This is a genomic window from Mediterraneibacter butyricigenes (genome assembly GCF_003574295.1).
Lineage (GTDB): Bacteria > Bacillota > Clostridia > Lachnospirales > Lachnospiraceae > Mediterraneibacter_A > Mediterraneibacter_A butyricigenes.
The window spans coordinates 123,260-147,655 of the sequence record NZ_BHGK01000001.1 but is presented as its reverse complement, the minus strand read 5'-3'; the positions used below and the strand labels follow the sequence as shown (position 1 = coordinate 147,655).

The following is a 24,396-nucleotide window of genomic DNA, read 5'->3' as shown; positions in this document are numbered from 1 at the left end:
GAAATGATGTATAGGACATACCCGGAAACAATAGAATGATAACAACAGAATATGGATGGAAAAGGTGGGAAATCTGAAAGCGTGAAAAACAAAGTCGAAGAGATTCGTCGTTTTATCTCGCGTTCAGCTTATGTACTGTTATATAAAACACTTGCGGCATTCCATGAAGTACCGGTCATAACATTTGTCATGGTGCTGGGGCTTATAGCTGGAAGCGTAACAGGCGTTGAATTGGCTGAATGTTCAGAGAGAATCCATACATTAGAAGTTGTAAATGCAGAAAATGCAGAAGAAGAACCCACAGAACTACACGCCCAGTCGGCCGTATTGATGGATGCTGACAGTGGGCGTATTTTATTTGAAAAAAACGGAAGCGAAATCCGTCCGATGGCCAGTACAACCAAGATCATGACCTGTATATTAGCGCTGGAATATGGAAATCTGGAAGAGAAAGTGACTGTATCAAAAGAAGCGGCAAAACAGCCGAAAGTCAGACTGGGGATGAGAGAAGGACAACGTTTTGAACTAAGAGATCTTCTCAACTCCCTGATGCTGGAATCCCACAATGACAGTGCAGTGGCAATTGCAGAGCATATCAGCGGTTCGGTGGAGTCTTTTGCGGATCTGATGAATCGAAAAGCGAAAAGCATCGGACTTCATCATACACATTTTGTGACGCCGAATGGGTTGGACGGAGAAAATGAAGGCGGAGCACATCAGACAACGGCTGAGGATCTGGCAGCAATTATGAAGTATTGTATCTGGAATTCACCGAAAAGAGATCTGTTCCTGGAGATTACGGAAACAAACGAGTATCAGTTCTCAGATCTGGATGGTGTTTCTCATTACCAGTGCCACAATCACAATGCCTTTTTACAGATGATGGATGGAGCAATATCCGGAAAGACAGGATTTACCTCAAAGGCGGGATATTGTTATGTGGGGGCATTAAAGAGGGAGAATCGCTGTTATATCGTAGCTTTGCTTGGCTGCGGATGGCCGAACCATAAGAACTATAAATGGGAAGATACCAGAAAACTGATGGAATACGGACTGAAAAACTATTCTTATCAGAATGTCTGGAAAGAAATCCCGACAAAGCAAGTAAAGATCGCAGATGGAGTTAGCAAAGAAGATGGAATATATTCTGATGCATACGTGTATACAATGCTAAAAACCGAAGAAAAAGCGATGGAGGTATTGATGAAAAAAGGGGAAAAAATGAATGTGAGAGTAACGATGCAAAACGATCTGAAAGCACCGGTCAGAAAGTACCAACAGATCGGCACTGTCCGCTATGAACTGGGCGGAAAGACCTGGAAAGTAATTCCGATCGTATCGGATCGAACGGTACTCGTTCGGACGTTCCGGGTATGCGCAGAAGCAGTGTTGGAGAAATGGATGTTAAATATAATCAATATAAATGATTAAATTTGTCACTAGGATTATCAGAGGGACTATGATACTATGATAAAGACAAAAAAGAGCAAACAGTTTGATATATTATACGAAAATGGAGTGAATCTTACTTTTTGAGAAGATCGGTCTCAGTTCTTGGAAATGAGGAAGTAAGAGGAAACGAAATGGAGGCTGTGATGGGCTCTTTGGAATACAAGGAGAGAGAAGATAATGAAGAACAGTGAAAAATATACACGGAGTTATTATATGCCACCGGAAGAGTGCTATGATTGGGCGAAAAAGGATCATGTAGAGAAACCGCCGATCTGGTGCAGTGTAGATTTGAGAGATGGAAACCAGGCATTGATCGAGCCTATGAGTCTGGATGAAAAGGTGGAATTTTTCCAGATGCTGGTAGATGTCGGGTTCAAGGAAATCGAGGTCGGTTTCCCGGCAGCGTCTGAGACAGAATATCAGTTTCTTCGTACTCTGATCGAGCAGGATATGATTCCGGATGATGTGACGATCCAGGTGCTGACTCAGGCGAGAGAACATATCATCAAACGTACCTTTGAAGCAGTACAGGGTGCGCCTCATGCAGTGGTTCATCTGTACAATTCTACTTCCGTAGCTCAGAGAGAACAGGTTTTCAGAAAGAGCAAAGAAGAGATCAAGCAGATCGCAGTAGACGGAGCTGTTTTATTGAATCAGCTGGCAAGTGAGACAGACGGTAATTTTACATTTGAGTACAGTCCGGAAAGTTTCCACGGAACAGAAGTGGATTATGCGTTGGATGTCTGCAATGCGGTTCTGGATGTATGGCAGCCGTCTGAGAAGAGAAAGGTTATCATCAACCTTCCGACCACTGTGGAAAATGCAATGCCTCATGTATTTGCCAGTCAGGTAGAGTACATGAATAAACATCTTAAATACAGAGAAAACGTAATCTTAAGCCTTCACCCGCACAATGATCGTGCCTGCGGAGTCAGCGATGCAGAGATGGGTATGCTTGCAGGAGCAGACCGTATCGAGGGAACGTTGTTCGGAAATGGTGAGAGAACCGGAAACGTAGATATCGTAACACTTGCTTTGAATATGTATTCACAGGGAGTAGAACCGAATCTTGATTTTACCGATATTCAGGACATCAGAGAGACTTATGAGCATCTGACCAGAATGCAGGTACCGCCGAGACAGCCATATGCAGGAGACCTTGTGTTTACAGCATTCTCCGGATCTCATCAGGATGCCATCGCGAAGGGTATGACATGGCGGGAGGAAAGAAACGACGATCACTGGACCGTTCCATATCTGCCGCTGGATCCGAAAGACGTGGGAAGACGTTACGAATCCGATGTCATCCGAATCAACAGCCAGTCCGGAAAGGGCGGTGTCAATTACATCCTGAAGCAGAACTTCGGTATCAGTCTGCCAAAGAAGATGATGGAAGAAGTTGGATATCTTGTAAAAGATGTTTCCGACAAAGCGCATAAAGAACTTACCCCGGATCTGGTCTATCGGATCTTCGAGGATCATTATGTAACGGCTCATCCGATCTTTACCGTGGATGAGTGCCATTTCAAGCAGGAAAATGGAATCATCGCAAGCGCAACCATCCATCACGGCGGACAGAATCGTGTGATCAACGGTGTCGGTAACGGACGTCTGGATGCAGTCAGCAATGCGATCAAGCATTACTTTAACATCAGCTATGAACTTTCTGTATACGAAGAGCATTCTCTGACTCGTGGATCATCTTCCAAAGCGGTTGCTTATGTGGGAATCATCTGTAACCGTCAGAGATACTGGGGTGTCGGAATTGATGCCGATATCATTAAGGCTTCCATCGCGGCATTGACAATCGCAGTCAATAAGATCGAAGAACTGAAAGGTGCGACAGAGTGCAAGGATGAGAGACTGACAGAGATTGTAAATTATATCCAGGAGAACTATACAACGGTTACATTGGATGATCTGTCTGAGAAATTCTTCCTGACCAAACCTTATCTGTCAAAATATATTAAAGAAAAATCAGGAGAGACGTTCGGAGATATCCTGAAGAAAGTCCGGATGAAGAAAGCATGTACGATGTTAAAAGGTTCTGCCATGACTGTAGAAAATGTGGCAGAGTCCGTAGGATATCAGAATGTGGAACATTTCAACCGGTTGTTCAAGAAAATGTATAATATGACTCCGATCCAGTACCGGAATCGTAAGAAATAATCAGCAAGGGTTTTTTGTTTCAAAATTGCAACCGCATATCAGAAAGAAAGCACTTGACAGGAATTCTGAAAGGAAACGAAGAAGCAGCCCGTATCAATGGAATCCTTCATTGATACGGGCTTTTTGACAAATTCATAGAAAAAACTTGTGAAATTCACTAAAAATCGGACAGATTTTCTTGCAATTTGTGGATAAAAGAGCTATAATATAATAGGCAGAAATTTTGGTTTATTTTTAATAAAAATTTTTTATGGAGGGCTAGAATATGGGTAACAATGCAACAGATAATTCTGCAGGCAAACGGATTGCCGAACTGCTGGATGCAGGCAGTTTTGTTGAAATCGGTGGAGCTGTAACAGCCAGAAACACTGACTTCAATCTGCAGGCAAAGGAGACTCCGGCGGATGGCGTCATCACAGGCTATGGAGTGATCGACGGAAACCTTGTTTATGTGTACAGCCAGGATGCAACCGTATTAAACGGTTCGATTGGTGAGATGCATGCAAAGAAGATCCTGAAGATTTATGACATGGCTATGAAGATGGGAGCACCGGTGATCGGTCTGATCGACTGCGCAGGACTTCGTCTTCAGGAGGCAACTGACGCACTGGAAGCGTTCGGTGGACTGTATCTGAAACAGTCTATGGCATCCGGCGTGATTCCGCAGATCACTGCTATCTTTGGAACATGCGGTGGTGGACTGGCAGTGATTCCGGGTCTGACAGATTTTACATTTATGGAAAGCAAATCAGGAAAACTGTTTGTGAATTCTCCAAATGCACTTGCAGGAAATGAAATTTCCAAGTGTGATACTTCTTCCGCAGACTATCAGAGTGAAGTGGCAGGACTGGTAGACGGTGTAGGAAGTGAGACAGAGATTCTCGGACAGATCCGTACACTCGTTACACTTCTTCCGGCAAATAACGAAGATGATCTTTCTTATGAAGAATGTACAGATGATCTGAATCGTGTATGCCCGGATCTTGCAAATGCAGCAGAAGATACTGCAATTGCTCTGGCACAGATCGCAGACAATCAGAGCTTCTTTGAAGTGAAGTCCGCTTTCGCAAAAGAGATGGTAACCGGATTTATCCGCCTGAATGGTGTGACAGTCGGTGCTGTGGCTAACCGTACCAAGGTTTATGATGCACAGGCACAGGTTGTGGCTGAATTTGACGGATCCCTTACCGTTGACGGATGTAAGAAGGCAATTGACTTCGTAAACTTCTGTGATGCATTTTCTATTCCGGTACTGACTTTGACCAATGTTTCCGGATACTGTGCAACCAAAGAATCCGAAAAGAATATGGCAAGAGCAGCAGCAAGACTGACCTATACATTTGCAAATGCAACCGTTCCAAAAGTCAATGTTATCGTTGGAAAAGCATTCGGAAGCGCTTACATCGCAATGAACAGCAAGTCGATTGGTGCAGATATTGTCTATGCATGGCCAAACAGTGAGATCGGTATGATGGAAGCAGATCTTGCAGCGAAGATCATGTATGCAGGAGAAGACGCTTCTGTAATTCGTGAAAAAGCAGCGGAGTACAAAGAACTGCAGTCTTCCCCGATGTCAGCAGCAAGAAGAGGCTATGTAGACTCTATCGTAGAGCCGGCAGATACCAGAAAATATCTGATCGGTGCATTTGAAATGCTCTTTACCAAGAGAGAGGATCGTCCGGACAAGAAACACGGAACAGTTTAGTGAGGTGAGGCGAAGTGAAGAAAAAAATTAGTTTAATCCTTCTCGTTCTCACCATGGCTCTGGGACTGGCCGGATGTGGAGCGGATGAGAAGAGTGCGGATTATGATACGCAATCCATGGAAACATGTGCAGACACTGTACTCCAGAGTTTCCAGACAATGTCAGATGCGGATTTTGACATGTTAAGATCCTATTCTGATTTTCAGTTGAATTATACATTGATGAGTTCAGGACTTCCGATCGCTAATGACGATTTCCTTATTATGATGGATTCCTATCAGAATGCGGTCAAAGAATATGGCGAACTGATTGATTATGGAGAATTCGAAGTTTCTGAGTCAAAAGATGGACCGATTCTTACGACAAAAGCTGAATTTGAGAATAAAGATGCCGATATCGTACTGAACTTTGATGACGAAGAACATATGACAGATATGTCCGTCAATATCAAGTACACGATCGGTCAGATTCTTGAAAAAGCAGGAATGAATACACTGATCGGTATGGGAACCGTATTCCTTGTATTGATCTTTATCGCATTTATTATTTCCCTGTTCCGGTTTATCCCGGCAATTGAAGCAAAATTCAAGGGAAATGCAAAAGAAGCGAAGGTAGAAGCTCCGGCAAAACCGGCACCGGCTCCGGCAGCACCGGTTGCAGAAGCGCCTGCAAAGAGTGAGATGGATCAGTCTCAGCTGATTGCAGTCATTACAGCAGCGATCGCAGCTTCTGAGGGAACTTCAACAGATGGATTTATCGTGCGTTCCATCAAACGCAGAAAGAATAATAACTGGAAATAACAGGAGGAAATAAAATGAAGAATTATACAATCACAGTAAATGGAGTTGCATATGATGTTACAGTTGAGGAAAAAGGCGCAGGAGCAGCACCGGTTGCAGCAGCTCCGGTAGCGGCACCAGTTGCCGCAGCACCGGCCGCAGCACCGGCTCCGGCAGCACCGGCAGCCGCAGCAGGCGGAATTGAAGTAAAAGCAGGAGCAGCAGGAAAAGTATTCCAGATCGCAGCAAACGTAGGACAGAGCGTAGCAGCCGGTGATCCGGTTGTCATCATCGAGGCAATGAAGATGGAGATTCCGGTTGTAGCTCCGGAAGCAGGAACCGTTGCAAGTATTAATGTAGCAGTCGGAGATGCAATCGACGCAGGAGATGTTTTAGCTACATTAAACTAGTACATTAGGGGGTTTGACAAATGGAATATATAACAAACACGTTGGAAAACCTTGTGCAACAGACTGCGTTCATGAACTTAACAGTGGGCAATCTTGTAATGATCGCAGTGGCCTGTGTTTTCCTGTATTTAGCAGTAGGAAAGGGCTTTGAGCCACTCCTTCTGGTGCCGATCTCATTCGGTATGCTTCTTGTCAACATTTACCCGGACATTATGATCAGCGTTGAGGAATCCAGTAATGGAGTAGGTGGACTGTTACATTATTTCTATCTGCTGGATGAATGGGCAATTCTTCCGTCACTGATCTTCCTTGGTGTTGGTGCGCAGACAGACTTCGGACCGCTGATCGCCAATCCGAAGAGTTTCCTGTTGGGAGCAGCCGCACAGTTCGGTATTTTCGCTGCATATCTCGGAGCAATGGCGATGGGATTTACAGACAAAGCAGCAGCAGCAATTTCCATCATCGGTGGAGCAGATGGCCCTACTTCTATCTTCCTTGCAGGTAAACTGCAGCAGACAGCAATCATGGGACCGATCGCGGTGGCAGCATATTCTTACATGTCACTGGTGCCGATCATTCAGCCGCCGATCATGAAACTTCTGACCACAGAAAAAGAAAGAAAGATCAAGATGGAACAGCTTCGTCCGGTTTCCAAACTGGAGAAGATCCTTTTCCCGATCATTATCACAATCGTAGTTTGTACGATCCTTCCGACTACAGCACCGCTGGTTGGTATGTTGATGCTTGGTAATCTGTTTAAAGAGTCTGGAGTTGTAAGACAGTTGACAGAGACAGCTGCTAATGCGTTGATGTACATCGTAGTTATTCTGCTTGGTACTTCTGTAGGTGCAACCACAAGTGCAGAAGCATTCCTGAACTGGGATACCATTAAGATCGTAATTCTGGGTCTTGTAGCCTTTGCATTTGGTACAGCAGCCGGAGTATTGTTCGGTAAACTGATGTGCTTTGCAACCGGAGGTAAGGTAAATCCGCTGATCGGTTCAGCCGGAGTATCTGCCGTACCTATGGCAGCCAGAGTATCGCAGAAAGTCGGAGCAGAAGCAGATCCTACCAATTTCCTGCTGATGCATGCAATGGGACCAAACGTTGCAGGTGTTATCGGTACCGCCGTAGCAGCCGGTACGTTCATGGCAATCTTTGGTGTGAAATAGAGTCTGAATAAAGGAGAAAATTGATTATGGCAGAGATAGAGAAGAAACCGGTTAAGATTACAGAGACCATCCTGCGTGATGCACATCAGTCTCTGATCGCAACCAGAATGACAACAGAACAGATGCTCCCGATCATCGACAAGATGGATAAGGTCGGATACCATGCCGTAGAGTGCTGGGGTGGAGCTACTTTTGATGCATCCTTACGTTTCCTGAAAGAGGATCCGTGGGACAGACTTCGTAAATTCCGTGACGGATTCAAAAATACCAAGCTTCAGATGCTGTTCCGTGGACAGAATATCCTGGGATATCGTCCATATGCAGATGACGTGGTAGAGTATTTCGTACAGAAATCTGTTGCAAACGGAATCGATATTATCCGTATTTTTGACTGCTTAAATGATATGAGAAACCTGCAGACAGCAGTAAAGGCGGCTAATAAGGAAAAAGCTCATGCACAGGTTGCATTATCCTATACATTGGGAGATGCTTATACATTGGACTACTGGACTGATCTGGCAAAGAAGATTGAGGACATGGGCGCAGATTCTATCTGTGTAAAAGATATGGCTGGTCTGCTTTGTCCGTATCAGGCAACAGAACTGGTTGCAGCTCTGAAAGAAGCAGTAGACATTCCGATTGAGATGCATACACACTATACTTCCGGTGTAGGTTCCATGACTTATCTGAAATCCGTAGAAGCTGGTGCTGATATCATCGATACTGCAATCTCACCGTTCGCACTGGGTACTTCCCAGCCGGCAACAGAGGTTATGGTTGAGACATTTAAGGGAACACCTTATGATACAGGTCTGGATCAGAATCTTCTGGCTGAGATTGCTGATTACTTCCGTCCGATCCGTGATGATGCACTGGAGAGCGGATTGCTGAATCCGAAGAACCTGGGTGTCAACATTAAGACACTGCTTTATCAGGTTCCGGGAGGAATGCTGTCCAACCTGACTTCCCAGCTTGCAGAGCAGGGAGCGGAAGACAAATTCTACGAAGTGCTGGAGGAAGTTCCGAGAGTACGTGCTGACCTTGGTGAGCCGCCGCTTGTTACACCTTCTTCCCAGATCGTTGGAACTCAGGCTGTGTTTAATGTACTGATGGGAGAGCGTTATAAAGTTGCAACAAAGGAGACAAAAGATATCCTTTCCGGAAAATACGGAGCAACGGTAAAACCGTTCAATCCTGAGGTTCAGAAGAAAGTTATCGGTGAAAATGCAGAAGTGATCACCTGCCGTCCGGCAGATCTGATCCCGGATGAGTTGGATACTCTCCGCAAAGAATGTGAACAGTGGATCCAGCAGGATGAAGACGTACTGTCTTATGCATTGTTCCCGCAGGTTGCAGTTGACTTCTTTAAATACAGAGAAGCACAGCAGACAAAGGTGGATGCAACCGTTGCTGACACTGAAAATGGAGCATATCCGGTATAAAACTGTATATAATGTTGTATAAGAAGAACTGTATCTGATGAGAAATCGTTGGATACAGTTTTTTTAGTTATACTTTCATTTGGGGCGGATTTTTGTTAAACTATATAGGGCATTTGTGTGATATAAAAATCTGATTGCCTGGCTTACAGATGGGAAAGTATAAAGGGGCAGTAGCATGTGATGTCAGGAATACAGAGATAAATGCAGACAAGAATGCAGAGATAGAAACAGATGCAAATGCAGACAAGAATGCAGAGATAGAAACAGATGTAAATACAGACAAGAATGCAGAGATAGAAACAGATGTAAATACAGACATAGATGTGGATATAAATACAGAGAAAAATACAGACATGGAGGCGGATACATTGAACAGGATAAGAACCCGAATCGAAGAACTTCGAAGAAAAATGCAGGAATATCAGATGGATTATTACATCGTTCCTACGGCTGATTTTCACCAGAGCGAATATGTGGGAGACTATTTCAAGGCGAGAGAATATCTGACAGGTTTTACCGGATCTGCGGGAACGGCTTTTGTGACAAAGGAACAGGCTTTTCTCTGGACGGATGGACGGTATTTTCTTCAGGCAGAATCCCAGCTTAGGGAAAGTGGAATCCAGCTTCAAAAAATGGGGGAGCCTGACGTTCCGACTGTGTTGGAATTTTTAAAATCTGAATTAGGGACAGGAGAAAATGTGGGTCTGGACGGGCGTTGTTTCGATAAAGCCACAGGAGAAGCGATTGAGAAAATTGTGAATGAAAAAGAGGGACAACTTCTTTTTGAACAGGATCTGATCCATGAAATCTGGATGGATTGCCCGAAATTTCCGATGGAACCGGCGTTTTTACTGGAGGAACAGTATGCAGGCGAATCGGCAGAGCAAAAAATTGCACGGATTCGGGAGAAAATGCAGGAAAAAGGCGCGACCAGCCACTTGCTGACAAGTCTGGATGACATCGCATGGCTTTTTAATATCAGGGGAAATGATGTGGCATACTGCCCGTTTGTACTGGCGTATGCACTGGTTATGGAGTCGCAAATCCGGCTTTATGCGGAGGAAGAGAAATTTTCAGAAAAATTGAAAGAGTATCTGTTTGGATTAAATGTGGAACTGTGTCCTTATGAACAGATTTATGAAGAGATTGCAACACTTTCAGAGAAAGAAAAACTGCTGCTCGATCCGGCGAGAGTAAATTACAGCCTGTATCGGAAGATTCCGGAGTCTGTGAAGAAAATAGAAAGTGCCAATCCGGAAGTTCTGATGAAGTGTGTGAAAAATCCGGTAGAAGCAGAGAATGAAAAACAGGCACATCTGAAAGATGGAATTGCTCATACCAAATTTATGTACTGGCTGAAAAAGCAGGTTGGAAAAGAAAGAATCACGGAAATCTCAGCGGCAGAAAAACTGGAAGCCTTGAGAAAGGCACAGGGAGATTTTCTGGAACCTAGCTTTGCGCCGATTTCAGCTTACGGAGCCCATGGAGCGATCGTACATTATTCGGCGACAGAAGAAACGGATGTGGAATTACAGCCAAGGGGACTTTATCTGACGGATACGGGAGGACATTATCTGCAGGGTTCTACGGATGTGACCAGAACGATTGCGCTGGGGGACTTGACGGAGGGAGAGAAAGAAGATTTTACGATCGTCCTAGCCGGGGCTTTGAATCTGGCGGATGCAGTGTTTAAGAAAGGTTGTTCCGGAGCCAGTCTGGATTATGCGGCACGTGCGCCATTCTGGAAATATCGGAAAGACTTTAATCACGGAACAGGACATGGGGTAGGGTATCTGGGAAATGTACATGAACCTCCGATCGCCTTTCACTGGAATCCGAGAAGGAATCAGCAGGAATTATTGGAAAATATGATCATCACTGACGAGCCGGGAATTTATATAGAAGGAAAATACGGAATTCGTACAGAAAATGAACTGATTGTATGCAAGGATACAATCAATGCGTTCGGAGAGTTTCTGAAATTTGAAATATTGACATTGGTCCCGATTGACCTGGATGCGATAGATCTGGAATATTTAAGTGAAGAACAGTGTGAATTACTGAATCGGTACCATAAAAGGGTCTGGGAAAAGATTTCTCCTTATCTGGAAGCAGAGGAGAAAGAATGGCTGAAAGAGTATACAAGGGAAATTCATAAGAACTGAATCATGGAGCTGAGCATGGGGAACGATGTTGCTAGCTGAAAGGACGAGCAGATGAACGATGAGAAAGTACAGGAAGTCGGATTTGCAAAGTGAGAAAAAGCATAGTATACTGAGTGGCATGCGACAGGATAAGATGAAGGAGAACAGGGAACGTGGAAGAAAGTGGGACAAAAGAACTGCTGCTGCGGATTGATGAAAAATATGAAAAACTGAGTAAGGGACAGAAACGCCTGGCGGATTATGTGAGAGAAAATTATGATAAAGCTGTTTTCCTGACAGCGTCCAGTCTAGGGAAAATGGTAGGGGTCAGTGAATCGACCGTAGTCCGATTTGCGGTTCAGCTTGGCTATCAGGGGTATCCGGGATTTCAGAAAGCACTGGAGGAAGTGGTGCGCAATCGCCTGAATTCCATCCAGCGAATGGAAGTGACGTATGGAAGAGTGGCTCCCGCGGAAATTTTATCTACCGTATTACATTCTGATATCGATAAGATCAAGTTAACTTTGGAAAATATTGATCAGAAAGCGTTTGATCTTGCGGTGGAAACAATCCTTGCAGCCAGAAAGATTTATGTGGTTGGAATCCGAAGCTGTGCGCCGCTGGCTTCGTTCCTGACGTTCTATCTGAATCTGATCTGTGAGGATGTGGTATCGGTCAATACCAACAGTGCCAGCGAGATTTTCGAGCAGTTGATTCGAATTGGAGAAGAAGATGTGATTATCGGGATCAGCTTCCCCAGATATTCGATGAGAACTCTGAAAGCGCTGGAATTTGCCGGAAATCGCAAGGCAAAGGTTATTACGCTGACAGACAGCATACATTCTCCCATGAACCTGTATTCTTCCTGCAATCTGATTGCGAGAAGCGATATGGCTTCGATCGTAGATTCGCTGGTGGCTCCGCTGAGTGTGATCAATGCGCTGGTGGTTGCGTTGTGTATGAAACGACAGAAAAATGTGGTAGAGACCCTGGAAATGCTGGAAGAAATCTGGGATGAGTATCAGGTGTACAGCGGAGATGAGTTGGGTCCTGTCAGCGAGAAGATGGAAATGACTTCTTATCCGGACGAGCAACGGAAAGAAAAATAACAGGATAATGGACTTTCTTTCCTATTTTTGTTGTTGGTCGATAAAGGAATGGAGATGGATATGAAAAAGGTAATTGTAATCGGCGGAGGGGCGGCCGGAATGATGGCTGCGATCACTGCTGCAAAAAACGGTTGTCAGGTAGATCTGTTTGAACAGAATGAAAAACTGGGAAAGAAGATCTTCATCACAGGAAAAGGACGTTGCAATCTGACAAATGCCTGCGATATAGAAAATCTGTTTCGGGCCGTACTGCGCAATCCGAAATTTCTGTACAGTAGTTTTTATGGATTTACCAATGAACAGACCATGGAATTCTTTGAAGAAGCGGGTCTGGAGTTGAAAACGGAACGAGGAGAACGGGTGTTTCCGAACAGTGACCATTCTTCGGACGTGATTCGTGTTCTGAAACAGGAATTACAGAAGAATAATGTAGATGTATACCTGTATACAAAAGCAGACTCTATGGTGATCGCTGATGGAAAATTCTGTGGGGTTAAGAAAGCGGATGGTGAGATCGTCAGGGCAGATGCCTGTATCGTGGCAACCGGTGGATATTCTTATCAGAGTACCGGATCCACGGGGGATGGATATCGATTTGCAAAAGAAGCGGGACATAAGGTGCAGGAACTGGTTCCGGCACTGGTGCCGATGACGGCAAAGGAAGAATGGGTCAAAGAGTTACAGGGGCTGTCTTTACGAAATGTAGAGGTGCGGATTTTCCAGAAGAAGAAAAAGTTATATGAGGGATTCGGTGAGATGCTGTTCACCCATTACGGGGTCAGTGGCCCGTTGGTTCTGACGGCCAGCAGCCTGGTGGGCAGAAAGCTGAAACAGGAAGAACTTCGATTTGTGATTGATCTGAAACCAGCGCTTTCAAAGGAGCAACTGGATCAGAGGGTGCTGCGTGAGTTTGAAGAGAATCATAATAAGCAGTTCGGAAACGCTGTGGAAAAACTGTTCCCGTCCAAGTTAAGACCGGTAATGCTGGAACTTTGCGGAATTGATCCGAGAAAACGGGTACATGAGATCACGAGAGAAGAGCGACAGCATTTTGTAGAACTGATAAAGAATCTGGAACTGACGCTTACCGGGCTTCGTGGTTTCAGTGAGGCGATCATTACTTCAGGTGGTGTAAATGTGAAAGAAATCGATCCTGGCACGATGGAATCTAAATTGGTGAAAGGACTGTATTTCGCAGGAGAGGTCCTGGATCTGGATGCGCAGACCGGAGGATTTAATCTGCAGATTGCCTGGTCTACCGGATATACGGCGGGACTTGCGGCAGCTTATGGAGAATGACGCAGCTAAAGAAATTCGAGAGATGCCGGCAGAAGTATAGAAGCGGAACCGGGGCACAACAGATAGAAGGAAAAGAGGAGAAGATATGGGATACAATGTGGCGATTGACGGACCGGCAGGAGCCGGAAAAAGCACGATTGCAAAGCGGGTTGCAAAAGAAAAAGGATTTATATATGTAGATACAGGCGCGATGTATCGGGGAATGGCAATTTATTTCCTGGAGCAGAAGATTTCACCGGATGAGAAGGAAGAGATTGCAAAAGCCTGTCAGAATGCGGAAGTTTCCATTGCATATGAGGATGGCGAACAGCAGATTTATCTGAATGGAAAAAATGTAACCGCATTACTTCGGAAGGAAGAGGTCGGAAAGATGGCATCCATCAGTTCGGCGATTCCGGAAGTGAGACAGAAGCTGCTCAGCCTTCAGAGAAATCTGGCGAAGGAAAAAGATGTGGTAATGGATGGAAGAGATATCGGAACCAATATTCTTCCGGATGCGGATGTGAAAGTCTATCTGACAGCCAGCTCCAGGACAAGAGCAAACCGCAGATATCTGGAATTGCGTGAAAAAAATGTGGACTGTAATCTGGATGAGATTGAAAGAGAGATCATTGCCCGGGATGAGCGGGATATGAACCGTGAGATTGCACCACTGAAACAGGCAGAGGATGCAATCCTGATCGACAGTTCCGATCTTTCCATTGAGGAAGTGACAGAGAAGATTCTGGAATTGTGTAAATGATTGGGATTCACGGACTGAAATTATCATCTGAAACATTAAAAAGGAGAGTTTACAGATTATGGAAGTAAAGCTTGCGAAAACGGCCGGGTTCTGCTTTGGAGTAAAGCGGGCGGTAGATACCGTCTACCGGCAGATAGAAAAAGAACAGTCAGATGTGGAAGACGAAAAAAAGATCTATACTTACGGACCGATCATACACAATGAAGAAGTGATCAAGGATCTGGAGAAAAAAGGCGTGCAGGTTCTGAGGACGGAAGATGCTCTAGACGGAATTTCGGAGGGAACGGTGATCATCCGTTCTCATGGTGTGGAAAAAAGAATCTATGACAAGATGGAAGCCAAAGGTCTGGAAATCGTGGATGCGACCTGTCCTTTTGTAAAAAAGATCCATAACATTGTGGAGAAGGAAAGCCGGGAAGGAAAACACATTGTGATCATAGGAAGTGAAGATCACCCGGAGGTGATAGGGATCAAAGGCTGGGTGAATGGCCCGGTGACGGTCCTGAAAACGGAAGAAGAAGCATGCACATTTGAGGTGGAGGACAACGCTTCGGTGTGTGTCGTGGCACAGACGACATTTAATTACAATAAATTTAAAGAATTAGTTGAAATTATAGAAAAAAAGAGTTATGATATTAGTGTTTTAAATACAATCTGTGGTGCGACGAAAGAACGCCAGACCGAAGCAAAATCCATTGCAGAGGCGGTGGATGCGATGATCGTGATCGGCGATAAACACAGTTCGAACACCCAAAAACTATTTGAAATATGCCGAGGGGCATGTGCGGATACGTACTATATACAGACACTTGACGATTTGAATATGAATCAATTAAGGTCCGTGGAAACAGTAGGTATTACAGCAGGGGCATCCACGCCCAATAATATAATTGAGGAGGTTCAAAATAATGTCAGAATTATCTTTTGAACAGATGTTGGAAGATTCATTTAAAACAATACATAACGGGGAGGTTGTTGACGGAACCGTTATCGATGTAAAACCGGACGAGATTATCCTGAACATCGGATACAAATCAGATGGTATCATCTCAAAGAACGAGTATTCAAATGATCAGTCACTTGATCTTACAACGGTTGTATCAGTCGGAGATCCGATGACCGTTAAAGTTCTGAAAGTTAATGATGGAGAAGGTCAGGTGTTATTGACATACAAACGTCTGGCAGCTGAAAAGGGTAACGAGAGACTGAAAGAAGCTTTCGAGAACAAGGAAGTCCTGAAAGCAACAGTAACTCAGATCCTTGGTGGTGGTCTTTGCGCAGACGTAGAGGGCGCAAGAGTATTTATTCCTGCAAGTCTTGTTTCCGATTCTTATGAGAAGGATCTGAGCAAATATGACGGACAGGAAATCGAATTTGTAATCAGCGAGTTCAATCCGAGAAGAAACCGTGTGATCGGAGACAGAAGACAGCTTCTGGTTGCTGAAAGAGCTGAACGTCAGAAAGAACTGTTTGCAAAACTTCAGGTAAATGACAGAATCGACGGAACTGTAAAGAACGTTACAGATTTCGGTGCATTTATCGATCTTGGTGGCGTGGATGGTCTGCTTCATATCTCTGAGATGTCCTGGGGCAGAGTTGAGAATCCGAAGAAAGTATTCAAAGTTGGTGATGAGCTGACAGTACTTGTAAAAGATATCAACGATACAAAGGTTGCGCTCAGCCTGAAATTCCCGGAGACAAATCCATGGGCAAACGCAGCAGAAGACTTTGCAGTAGGTAAAGTGATCGAAGGTCGTGTAGCAAGAATGACAGACTTTGGTGCATTCGTAGAACTGGCTCCTGGAGTAGACGCTCTGCTTCATGTTTCCCAGATCTCCAGAGCACATGTTGACAAGCCGTCTGATGTTCTGTCTGTTGGACAGGTGATTACAGCTAAGATCGTTGATCTGAACGAAGCTGACAAGAAGATCAGCCTGAGCATGAAAGCTCTTGAAAATGAAAATCAGGACGAAGCTACAGAAGAATAATCGTCTTAAATGTTATGTGTGAGAAAAATAGAGGCTGCATAGCCTCTATTTTTTGAATGTTTTTGTGTAAAAAATAACAAAGATTGTATGCGTAAATATACAAGAAATTGAGCAGTATTACTGGATTTTGTGAGATTTTTTGTATTATAATATCTAAAGCTAGATGTAAAGAAGAAAGGAAGGTATGAGAATGGGACTTTTAACATTTAAAGGTGGAGTCCATCCGAATGATGGAAAAAGCCTTGCAAAAGATCAACCCATTAAGGAGCTGTTACCAGTTGGAGATCTGGTCTATCCTTTATCTCAGCATATCGGAGCACCGGCGAATCCAGTCGTTGCAGTTGGAGATCGTGTCCTGAAGGGGCAGAAGATCGCAGAGGCAGGCGGATTTGTGTCTGCACCGATTTATGCATCTGTGTCCGGAACAGTAAAGGCAATCGAGCCACACTTCAATGCTACCGGTTCAAAGGTGAACTGTATTGTTGTGGAAAATGATGGGGCATATGAGGAAGCAGAGCATCTTCCGGCAAAATCTTTAGAGGAACTTTCAAAAGAGGAAATCCTGGAGAGAATCGGAGAAGCCGGAATCGTTGGAATGGGAGGCGCAGGATTCCCGACACGTGTGAAACTTTCCCCGAAAGAGCCGGAGAAGATTGATTATGTAATCGCAAACTGTGCAGAGTGTGAACCATATATTACAGCGGATTACAGAAGAATGCTGGAAAATACGGAAGATCTTGTAAACGGTATGCGTGTCGTACTGAAATTGTTTGACAATGCCAAAGGTATTTTCGGCGTGGAAGACAACAAGAAAGACTGTATTGCAGCCCTGCGTGAAGCTGTAAAAGATGAGCCGCGTATGGAAGTGATGGAACTTCAGACAAAATACCCACAGGGTGGAGAGCGTCAGTTGATCTATGCAACAACCAAACGTGCGATCAATTCCAAGATGCTTCCTGCAGATGCCGGATGTGTCGTTGACAACGTGGAGACAATGATTGGTATTTCCAATGCTGTACTGCGTGGAATTCCGTCAATGGAACGTGTTGTAACAGTCAGCGGTGACGCAGTCGCTCAGCCGTCAAACTTTAAAGTACTCTTTGGAACAAATCAGCAGGAACTGGTAGACGCTGCAGGAGGATTTACCAGTGAACCGGAAAAGATCATCTCCGGTGGTCCGATGATGGGATTCTCTATGTTTACATTGGATACTCCGATCACAAAGACAACCTCATCTATTCTTGGATTTAAAGAGGACATTGTTTCAAAACAGCAGACTTCAGCATGTATTAACTGTGGTCGGTGTGTGGACGCCTGTCCAATCCGCCTGATCCCTTCCAGACTGGCAGATCATGCGGAACATCACGCAGAAGAAGCCTTCGTGAAATTAGAAGGTCTGGAATGTATAGAATGTGGATCTTGTAGTTATGTTTGTCCTGCAAGACGTCAGCTGAAGCAGTCAATTGGTTCTATGAAGAAGATTGCAATGGCGAATCTGAGGAAGAAGAAATAAGAGAGGTGGAAATTGTGAAAGAGAATCGTAATATTTCGGCTTCACCACATGTAAGGGATAAGATGACGACTGACAAGATCATGTATATCGTCTTCGCTGCCCTGTTACCGGCGATGGTATTTGGTGTTTACAATTTTGGAGTACATGCGTTACTCGTTGTAATTGTAACCACAGCCTCAGCAGTTTTGTGGGAAGCTTTGATTGAAAAATTGTTACATAAACCAATTACTATTAAAGATGGAAGTGCAGCAGTGACAGGACTTCTTCTGGCATTGAACCTTCCGCCGATGATTCCGCTCTGGATCGGAATTTTAGGTTCTGCATTTGCGATTATTGTTGTGAAACAGCTTTTCGGTGGTCTGGGACAGAACTTCATGAACCCTGCACTGGGTGCAAGATGTTTCCTGTTGCTTTCCTTTACTGGTCCGATGACTTACTTCATTTATGACGGAGTAACCGGAGCAACACCACTGGCTGAACTGAAAGCAGGACAGACTGTGGATACCATGAGCATGTTGATCGGAACAATCCGCGGAACAATCGGTGAGACATCCGTGATCGCAATCATGATCGGAGCAATTATTCTGCTTCTGACAGGTGTGATTGATCTTCGGATTCCGGGAACCTATATTGTTACTTTCGTGATTTTCGTTACACTGTTCGGAGGACATGGATTTGATCCTCAGTATATTACCGCACATCTTTGTGGTGGTGGTCTGATGCTTGGAGCATGGTTCATGGCAACCGATTATGTAACGTCTCCAATCACCAAGAAAGGTCAGTATGTATATGGAGCATGTCTCGGTATTCTGACCGGACTTTTCCGTCTGTTTGGAGGAAGCGCAGAAGGAGTATCCTATGCAATCATCATCAGCAACCTTCTGGTTCCGTTGATTGAAAAGGTAACTCTTCCAAAACCATTTGGTAAAGGAGGAGAAAAATAATGAAAAAGATCATAAAGAATACTTTAATCCTTACCATTATTACGGTAGTAGCAGGTCTGTGTCTTGGACTTGTATATGAAATTACTAAGAAACCGATCGCTGATTCTCAGGAAAAAGCCAAAAAAGAAGCATGGCAGGCTGTATTCCCGGGAGCAGATTTAAGTGAATTCAAACAGATTGATGTAGATCAGGATATCGCAGATCAGGTGATCAGTGATCTTGGCGTTAATGCAACGATCGATGAAGTTTGTACAGTTGGTGAAGAAGGATACGTTGTGACCGCAACAGATGGTGACGGATACGGCGGAGATATCCAGATCACAGTTGGAATTCAGAAAGACGGAACCATCAGTGGTATTTCATTCCTTTCCATCAGCGAGACTGCAGGTCTTGGAATGAATGCACAGAAGCCGGCTTTCTATGAGCAGTATGTAGGGAAGCAGACCGATAAGTTCTATGTATCCAAAGATGGAGGAGAAGGAGAACCAATCGATGCGATCAGTGGTGCAACCTTTACATCAAGAGCAGTTACCGGAGCTGTAAACGCTGCCCTCGGTTATTTTCAGAATGCGTTTTAGGAGGTAATGTAGATGAATAGTTGTATAGAGAGACTGAAGAATGGTATTATCGATGAAAATCCTATCTTTGTCCTGATGCTTGGTATGTGTCCGACTCTTGCGGTTACGACTTCTGCCATGAATGGTATCGGAATGGGACTTTCTACGACAGTCGTTCTGGTTATGTCAAATATGTTGATTTCTATTCTGCGTAAAGTGATTCCGGATTCCGTCAGAATGCCGGCCTTTATCGTAGTTGTTGCATCTTTTGTTACGATCGTACAGTTCCTGATGGAAGGTTTTACTCCGGCGCTGTATGATTCCCTTGGAATTTATATTCCTCTGATCGTTGTAAACTGTATCATCCTGGGACGTGCGGAGAGTTATGCGTCCAAGAATCCTGTATTGCCGTCAATCTTTGACGGACTTGGAATGGGACTTGGATTTACCGTTGGTCTGGTAGCAATCGGTCTGGTACGTGAGATCCTCGGAGCAGGAGCAGTATTTGGGGTTCAGGTACTTCCGCTTGCTGATTCTGCAACAGGAACAGCAGGATACACTCCGATTACAATCTTTATCCTGGCACCTGGAGCATTCCTGGTACTTGCATTCCTTGCAGCCATTCAGAATAAGGTAAAGATCAACCTTACAAAGAAGGGCAAAGATGCTTCCAAGATCCAGTCAGGATGTGGTTCAGACTGTGCAACTTGCGGTGGATGTGCATCCGCACCGGCCGCTTCAAAGAAGGAGGACTAAGAGATGGTAAACTTGATTTTAATTGCGGTAGGTTCTGCTCTTGTAAGTAACGTCGTGCTCAGTCAGTTCCTTGGTATCTGTTCTTTCCTTGGTGTTTCCAAGAAAACAGAGACAGCACTTGGTATGGGTGGTGCGGTAATCTTCGTTATTACGATCGCATCCTTCGTAGCAGGACTTCTGTATCAGTTTATTCTGGTACCGCTGAATTTTGAATATTTGCAGACAATCGTATTTATCCTGGTTATTGCAGCACTGGTACAGATCGTAGAAATGTTCCTGAAGAAATTTATGCCGGCACTTTACAATGCACTGGGTGTATACCTTGCTTTGATCACAACAAACTGTGCAGTGCTTGGTGTGGCTTTGAACAACGTAAAAAATGATTACAATCTTTTGCAGGGCGTTGTAAATGGATTCGCAACAGGTGTTGGTTATCTGATTGCAATCGTACTCCTGGCGGGAATTCGTGAAAAGATTGAATACAACGATATTCCGGAATCTTTTAAGGGAATGCCGATTGTTCTGTTGACTTCAACACTGATGGCAATTGCGTTCTTCGGATTCTCAGGACTGATATAGGAGGAAGAAGAAATGAGCATGACAGGAATTATTTTAGCGGCTGTTGTCGTAGGTGGTACTGGATTATTCATTGGAATCTTCCTTGGACTTGCGGACAAACAGTTTGCGGTAGAAGTAGATGAAAAGGAAGAAGCGATTCTTGGCGTTCTTCCTGGCAATAACTGCGGTGGTTGTGGATATCCGGGATGTTCCGGACTTGCAGCAGCAATCGCAGCAGGAAATGCACCGATTGATCAGTGTCCGGTCGGTGGAGCCCCGGTTGCCGCAAAGATCGGTGAGATCATGGGTGTAGAAGCCGGAGAACAGGTTCGTATGGTTGCTTATGTACATTGTGCAGGTACCAATGAACAGGCAGGACAGGATTATGAATATACTGGTGTGAAAGACTGTGCTATGATGAGTTTCGTTCAGAACGGTGGACCGAAGAGCTGTAATTACGGATGTCACGGTTACGGAGACTGTGTAAAGGCATGTCCGTTTGATGCAATTCATATCGTGGACGGAATCTCTGTTGTAGATCAGGAAGCATGTAAAGCCTGCGGAAAATGTGTGGCTGCATGTCCGAAGAAGCTGATCGAACTCGTTCCTTACGAGAAGAAGGTAAGAGTACGCTGCAGCTCCTGCGATAAGGGCAAAGACGTAATGAGTGCATGTAAGGTTGGATGTATCGGATGTAAGATGTGTGAAAAGACCTGTAAGTTCGACGCAATCAAAGTGGAGAACAATATTGCACGAATTGATTACAGTAAATGTATCGGATGTGGAGCATGCGCGTTGAAATGTCCGAAGAAGATCATCGAAAAGATCGGATAATGAGACAATTGAAAGAAGATTTCAAAAGAGGAAGCGGGGCAATTCTTGGAATTGCCCTGTTCTATTATATTTTATCAAAAATTCAGTACAGTACCTGTCCGTTTCTGATGCTTACAGGAATTCCCTGCCCGTTTTGCGGAATGACAAGGGCGGCCTTTGGCCTTCTGAGAGGAGATTTCCTTTTTGCGTGGCAGGCAAACCCTATGATATATGGATTACTCGTTCTGGGAATGGCTTTTGTGATCGTCAGATCTGGAAAAAAGAACGATTCGAATATGGAAGAAATTTCAGAGAACCAGTCTGTATCAGAAAAATTTCGGAAAAAAAGAGCCACAATCTGTAAGAAAATTGTGGGACTCTTTTTTATCCTGTTAATTTTGGTTTATCTGATTCGCATGATAACGATGTTTCCGGATCAATGGCCGATGCTGTATTATCAGGGAAATGATCTTCAGCGTGTGATTCGGTTCTTCTGTTGATAGATTGTTAAAGTGAGTAACGTGCTTATAGCTTTGCGGAATCTTTCAATGAAGAACATTTTTAGTTGAGATCTTTCAGTCCATCAGAATAATGAAGCTTATAATCACTGGTGATAAAGATGGCTTCGATTCCGTCCTGTTGGTTGATGAATTTCAGACCTTCTTTCAGTCCGAGAGAAAGACAGATGGTACTGTAACCGTCACCATCGACAGATTTCTTGGAAAGAATCGTGACTCCGTAGAGATCTGTCTCGCAGGGATATCCGGTTGCGGGATCCAGAATGTGATGATAGATCTTCCCGTCTTTCTCGAAATACCGTTCATAGATTCCGGAAGACACCACAGACTGATCGGTAACTTCCAGAGTTGTGATTGCCGTGTTTTCTTCGGCAAAAGGCTTCTGGATGCCGATACGAAATGGAGAACCGTCTATTTTGGTACCGATGGTGACTACATTTCCACCCAGACTGATCCAGGCGTGTTCGATGCCCTGGTCTTTTAAATAAGCTTTTAACTGATCTGCAATATATCCTTTGGCGATTCCGCCCAGATCGATTGCTGCATTTGGGTCTGTAAGAGTGACCGTGTTGCCGGAAATCTGTACCGTTTGATAGTTTACATGGGATCTGGCCTCCTCAATTGCTGACTGTTCGGGAATCGTTCCGGGATTATTGTCGATATCCCAGAGAATACTTAAGGGAGCGATGGTGATATCAAAACGGCCTTCGGAAAGCTGACTGTAAGAAAGTCCGGCTTCCAGAACCTGAATCGTCTCATCGGAAACTGTGACCGGATTTCCCTGGGCGTGATTGATGTTCCAGATATCGCTGCCTTCTATGGTACGGCTTAATTTCTGTTCATATTGGGTACAAAGTTTCATACAGTGATTCAGAATCTCTTCGTCATTGGTTCCCCAGACCTGGAGCGTAACGACGGTATCAAAATAAAATCCGGTAGCGGAGAGTCCTTCGTTTTTCGGTGGGGTAGAACAGCCTGTCAGAGCCAGAGCAACCAGCAGGATTGGAAAGAGTGCAGAAAATATTCTGTGAGGTATGCCGTGGTTTATAAAATATTTCATATTATAATGAGTAAGTCCTTTCTTAGTAATAATGATAAGTTCTTTTTACGAGAATCTTTTTCTATTATAAAGAATTTTCGAAAAAATAACAACCGGAACTCGCTGACAATCGAACATGTGGTTGCATTGCGAAAGACAATGTGATAAGATGAAGCCATGATTCGGTAAAAGAAGAGGATTTTTCTTTATTAACCGAAAGGAGTCAGATAAATTTATGAAAAAGAAAGATTTCATATTAGCGGGAAGCATTCTGTTGCTTGCGGGCATATGGATACTGATCCGTTTTTTTATGTTGGATTCAGAAAGCGGAAGTGTTCTGATTACAGTCGATGGAAAAGAATACGGAAGATATCAGCTTTCTTCGGAACAGGAGATTCAGATTAATGAGACAAATGTACTGGAGATCCGGGACGGAGAGGCGAAAATGAAATCCGCAGACTGCCCGGATCAGATCTGTGTACACCAGCGCGCGATTTCGAAGAATGGAGAAAGTATCATCTGTTTACCAAATAAGGTTGTTGTATCGATTGAGGGAGCAGAAGATTCCCAGATAGATGTGGTGGCGCGTTAAATCTGTGAACTGCAGGAAACAGCAGACATGCTCTGAAACAAGAAAGAGATTGCATCAGAAGTGAATGGATACAGGAGGATATTTTGAAAAACCGGGTAGCATATTTTGGTGTCTTTGTGGCGCTTGCATTTATATTCAGTTATATAGAGACTCTTTTGCCGGTTCCGATCGGAATTCCCGGAGTGAAGCTTGGACTTGCAAATCTGGTGATCGTGATTGCTCTTTATAAAATGGGTACGAAGTTTTCATTTCCGTTGACCGTGGCAAGAGTGATTCTGGCAGGCTTTATGTTTGGCAGCATGTTCAGTATGCTTTACAGCCTGGCGGGTGCGCTGGTAAGTTTTGCGGCGATGGTATTTTTGAAAAGCCGGGATGGATTCAGTGTGATGGGAGTCAGTATTGTGGGAGGTGTTTTTCACAATATCGGTCAGTTGATTGTGGCAATGTTTGTGGTGGAGACTGCCAGACTTTTATATTATGGGCCGATTCTTCTGATCTCTGGTGTGTGTACAGGGTTTCTGATCGGGATTGTATCAAAAGAAGTCCTGAAACGGCTTCCAGATTTTGGAATTCAGAAATAGAAGAAACTCTGAAATACATGTGCAGGAAGAAATTCTGAAATATATATGCAGGAAGAAATTCTGAAAATCATTCAGAAAACATTCAGAAAAAATCGAATCGGCAGCGCACAACAA

Annotated in this window: 23 protein-coding genes; 22 read left to right on the top strand and 1 reads right to left on the bottom strand. The window is 44.2% G+C overall.

Features of this window, described 5'->3' with window-relative positions:
- Positions 1-81 precede the first annotated feature (81 nt).
- From KGMB01110_RS00750 to KGMB01110_RS00650, 20 genes are all read left to right on the top strand, one after another.
- Complete coding sequence (locus KGMB01110_RS00750) at positions 82-1,431, top strand: D-alanyl-D-alanine carboxypeptidase family protein (RefSeq protein ID WP_243112607.1); 1,350 nt, start codon at positions 82-84, stop codon at positions 1,429-1,431.
- Between the two features lie 198 nt (positions 1,432-1,629).
- Complete coding sequence (locus KGMB01110_RS00745) at positions 1,630-3,621, top strand: 2-isopropylmalate synthase (RefSeq protein ID WP_119297296.1); 1,992 nt, start codon at positions 1,630-1,632, stop codon at positions 3,619-3,621.
- A 265-nt stretch (positions 3,622-3,886) separates the two neighbouring features.
- Positions 3,887-5,326 carry an acyl-CoA carboxylase subunit beta gene (locus KGMB01110_RS00740; protein ID WP_117602140.1) on the top strand — a complete coding sequence of 480 codons (1,440 nt, stop codon included), beginning with the start codon at positions 3,887-3,889 and terminating at the stop codon, positions 5,324-5,326.
- 14 nt (positions 5,327-5,340) lie between these two features.
- On the top strand, positions 5,341-6,126 hold the full coding sequence (locus KGMB01110_RS00735) for an OadG family protein (protein ID WP_119297295.1): 786 nt from the start codon (positions 5,341-5,343) through the stop codon (positions 6,124-6,126).
- Between the two features lie 14 nt (positions 6,127-6,140).
- Complete coding sequence (locus tag KGMB01110_RS00730) at positions 6,141-6,515, top strand: biotin/lipoyl-binding carrier protein (protein WP_117602142.1); 375 nt, start codon at positions 6,141-6,143, stop codon at positions 6,513-6,515.
- A gap of 20 nt (positions 6,516-6,535) precedes the next feature.
- The gene (locus KGMB01110_RS00725) at positions 6,536-7,687 is read left to right on the top strand and encodes a sodium ion-translocating decarboxylase subunit beta (RefSeq protein WP_117602143.1); all 1,152 of its coding nucleotides are present in this window, start codon (positions 6,536-6,538) and stop codon (positions 7,685-7,687) included.
- A gap of 26 nt (positions 7,688-7,713) precedes the next feature.
- Complete coding sequence (locus KGMB01110_RS00720; RefSeq protein ID WP_119297294.1) at positions 7,714-9,129, top strand: oxaloacetate decarboxylase subunit alpha; 1,416 nt, start codon at positions 7,714-7,716, stop codon at positions 9,127-9,129.
- Between the two features lie 353 nt (positions 9,130-9,482).
- The gene (locus KGMB01110_RS00710) at positions 9,483-11,294 is read left to right on the top strand and encodes an aminopeptidase P family protein (protein ID WP_119297292.1); all 1,812 of its coding nucleotides are present in this window, start codon (positions 9,483-9,485) and stop codon (positions 11,292-11,294) included.
- A 152-nt stretch (positions 11,295-11,446) separates the two neighbouring features.
- Positions 11,447-12,382 carry a MurR/RpiR family transcriptional regulator gene (locus KGMB01110_RS00705; RefSeq protein ID WP_119297291.1) on the top strand — a complete coding sequence of 312 codons (936 nt, stop codon included), beginning with the start codon at positions 11,447-11,449 and terminating at the stop codon, positions 12,380-12,382.
- A gap of 60 nt (positions 12,383-12,442) precedes the next feature.
- Positions 12,443-13,681, top strand: coding sequence for a BaiN/RdsA family NAD(P)/FAD-dependent oxidoreductase (locus KGMB01110_RS00700; RefSeq protein WP_119297290.1), 1,239 nt, complete (start codon positions 12,443-12,445; stop codon positions 13,679-13,681).
- An 85-nt stretch (positions 13,682-13,766) separates the two neighbouring features.
- On the top strand, positions 13,767-14,423 hold the full coding sequence (cmk, locus tag KGMB01110_RS00695) for a (d)CMP kinase (RefSeq protein WP_117602147.1): 657 nt from the start codon (positions 13,767-13,769) through the stop codon (positions 14,421-14,423).
- 58 nt (positions 14,424-14,481) lie between these two features.
- Positions 14,482-15,351 (top strand): 4-hydroxy-3-methylbut-2-enyl diphosphate reductase, encoded by an 870-nt coding sequence (ispH, locus tag KGMB01110_RS00690; protein WP_117602148.1) that lies wholly within the window; start codon positions 14,482-14,484, stop codon positions 15,349-15,351.
- The gene (gene rpsA / locus KGMB01110_RS00685) at positions 15,332-16,411 is read left to right on the top strand and encodes a 30S ribosomal protein S1 (protein WP_117602149.1); all 1,080 of its coding nucleotides are present in this window, start codon (positions 15,332-15,334) and stop codon (positions 16,409-16,411) included. Before ispH ends, rpsA begins: the two co-directional genes overlap by 20 nt.
- A gap of 190 nt (positions 16,412-16,601) precedes the next feature.
- On the top strand, positions 16,602-17,924 hold the full coding sequence (gene rsxC / locus KGMB01110_RS00680) for an electron transport complex subunit RsxC (protein WP_117602150.1): 1,323 nt from the start codon (positions 16,602-16,604) through the stop codon (positions 17,922-17,924).
- Between the two features lie 14 nt (positions 17,925-17,938).
- Entirely contained in the window at positions 17,939-18,868 is a 930-nt protein-coding gene (locus tag KGMB01110_RS00675; RefSeq protein ID WP_119299014.1) for an RnfABCDGE type electron transport complex subunit D, read from the top strand.
- The gene (locus tag KGMB01110_RS00670) at positions 18,868-19,446 is read left to right on the top strand and encodes an RnfABCDGE type electron transport complex subunit G (RefSeq protein ID WP_117888279.1); all 579 of its coding nucleotides are present in this window, start codon (positions 18,868-18,870) and stop codon (positions 19,444-19,446) included. Before KGMB01110_RS00675 ends, KGMB01110_RS00670 begins: the two co-directional genes overlap by 1 nt.
- A gap of 12 nt (positions 19,447-19,458) precedes the next feature.
- On the top strand, positions 19,459-20,181 hold the full coding sequence (gene rsxE, locus KGMB01110_RS00665) for an electron transport complex subunit RsxE (protein WP_117602152.1): 723 nt from the start codon (positions 19,459-19,461) through the stop codon (positions 20,179-20,181).
- Positions 20,182-20,184: 3 nt separating this feature from the next.
- A complete protein-coding gene (locus KGMB01110_RS00660) occupies positions 20,185-20,760 on the top strand; it encodes an electron transport complex protein RnfA (protein WP_117602153.1) in 576 nt (191 codons plus the stop codon).
- A 12-nt stretch (positions 20,761-20,772) separates the two neighbouring features.
- The gene (locus tag KGMB01110_RS00655; RefSeq protein ID WP_119297289.1) at positions 20,773-21,573 is read left to right on the top strand and encodes an RnfABCDGE type electron transport complex subunit B; all 801 of its coding nucleotides are present in this window, start codon (positions 20,773-20,775) and stop codon (positions 21,571-21,573) included.
- A complete protein-coding gene (locus KGMB01110_RS00650) occupies positions 21,573-22,052 on the top strand; it encodes a DUF2752 domain-containing protein (RefSeq protein ID WP_170141669.1) in 480 nt (159 codons plus the stop codon). Before KGMB01110_RS00655 ends, KGMB01110_RS00650 begins: the two co-directional genes overlap by 1 nt.
- A gap of 61 nt (positions 22,053-22,113) precedes the next feature.
- Here the strand turns inward: KGMB01110_RS00650 and KGMB01110_RS00645 are convergent, their stop codons facing one another.
- Positions 22,114-23,130 carry an FAD:protein FMN transferase gene (locus tag KGMB01110_RS00645; protein ID WP_117888280.1) on the bottom strand — a complete coding sequence of 339 codons (1,017 nt, stop codon included), beginning with the start codon at positions 23,128-23,130 and terminating at the stop codon, positions 22,114-22,116.
- A gap of 214 nt (positions 23,131-23,344) precedes the next feature.
- Here KGMB01110_RS00645 and KGMB01110_RS00640 point away from each other — a divergent pair, with 214 nt between their 5' ends.
- Together KGMB01110_RS00640 and KGMB01110_RS00635 are read left to right on the top strand one after the other, a co-directional pair.
- Positions 23,345-23,701: a NusG domain II-containing protein gene (locus KGMB01110_RS00640; RefSeq protein ID WP_117602156.1), complete on the top strand. Its 357-nt coding sequence runs from the start codon at positions 23,345-23,347 to the stop codon at positions 23,699-23,701.
- 83 nt (positions 23,702-23,784) lie between these two features.
- Positions 23,785-24,282 (top strand): Gx transporter family protein, encoded by a 498-nt coding sequence (locus tag KGMB01110_RS00635; RefSeq protein WP_117602157.1) that lies wholly within the window; start codon positions 23,785-23,787, stop codon positions 24,280-24,282.
- Positions 24,283-24,396 lie beyond the last annotated feature (114 nt).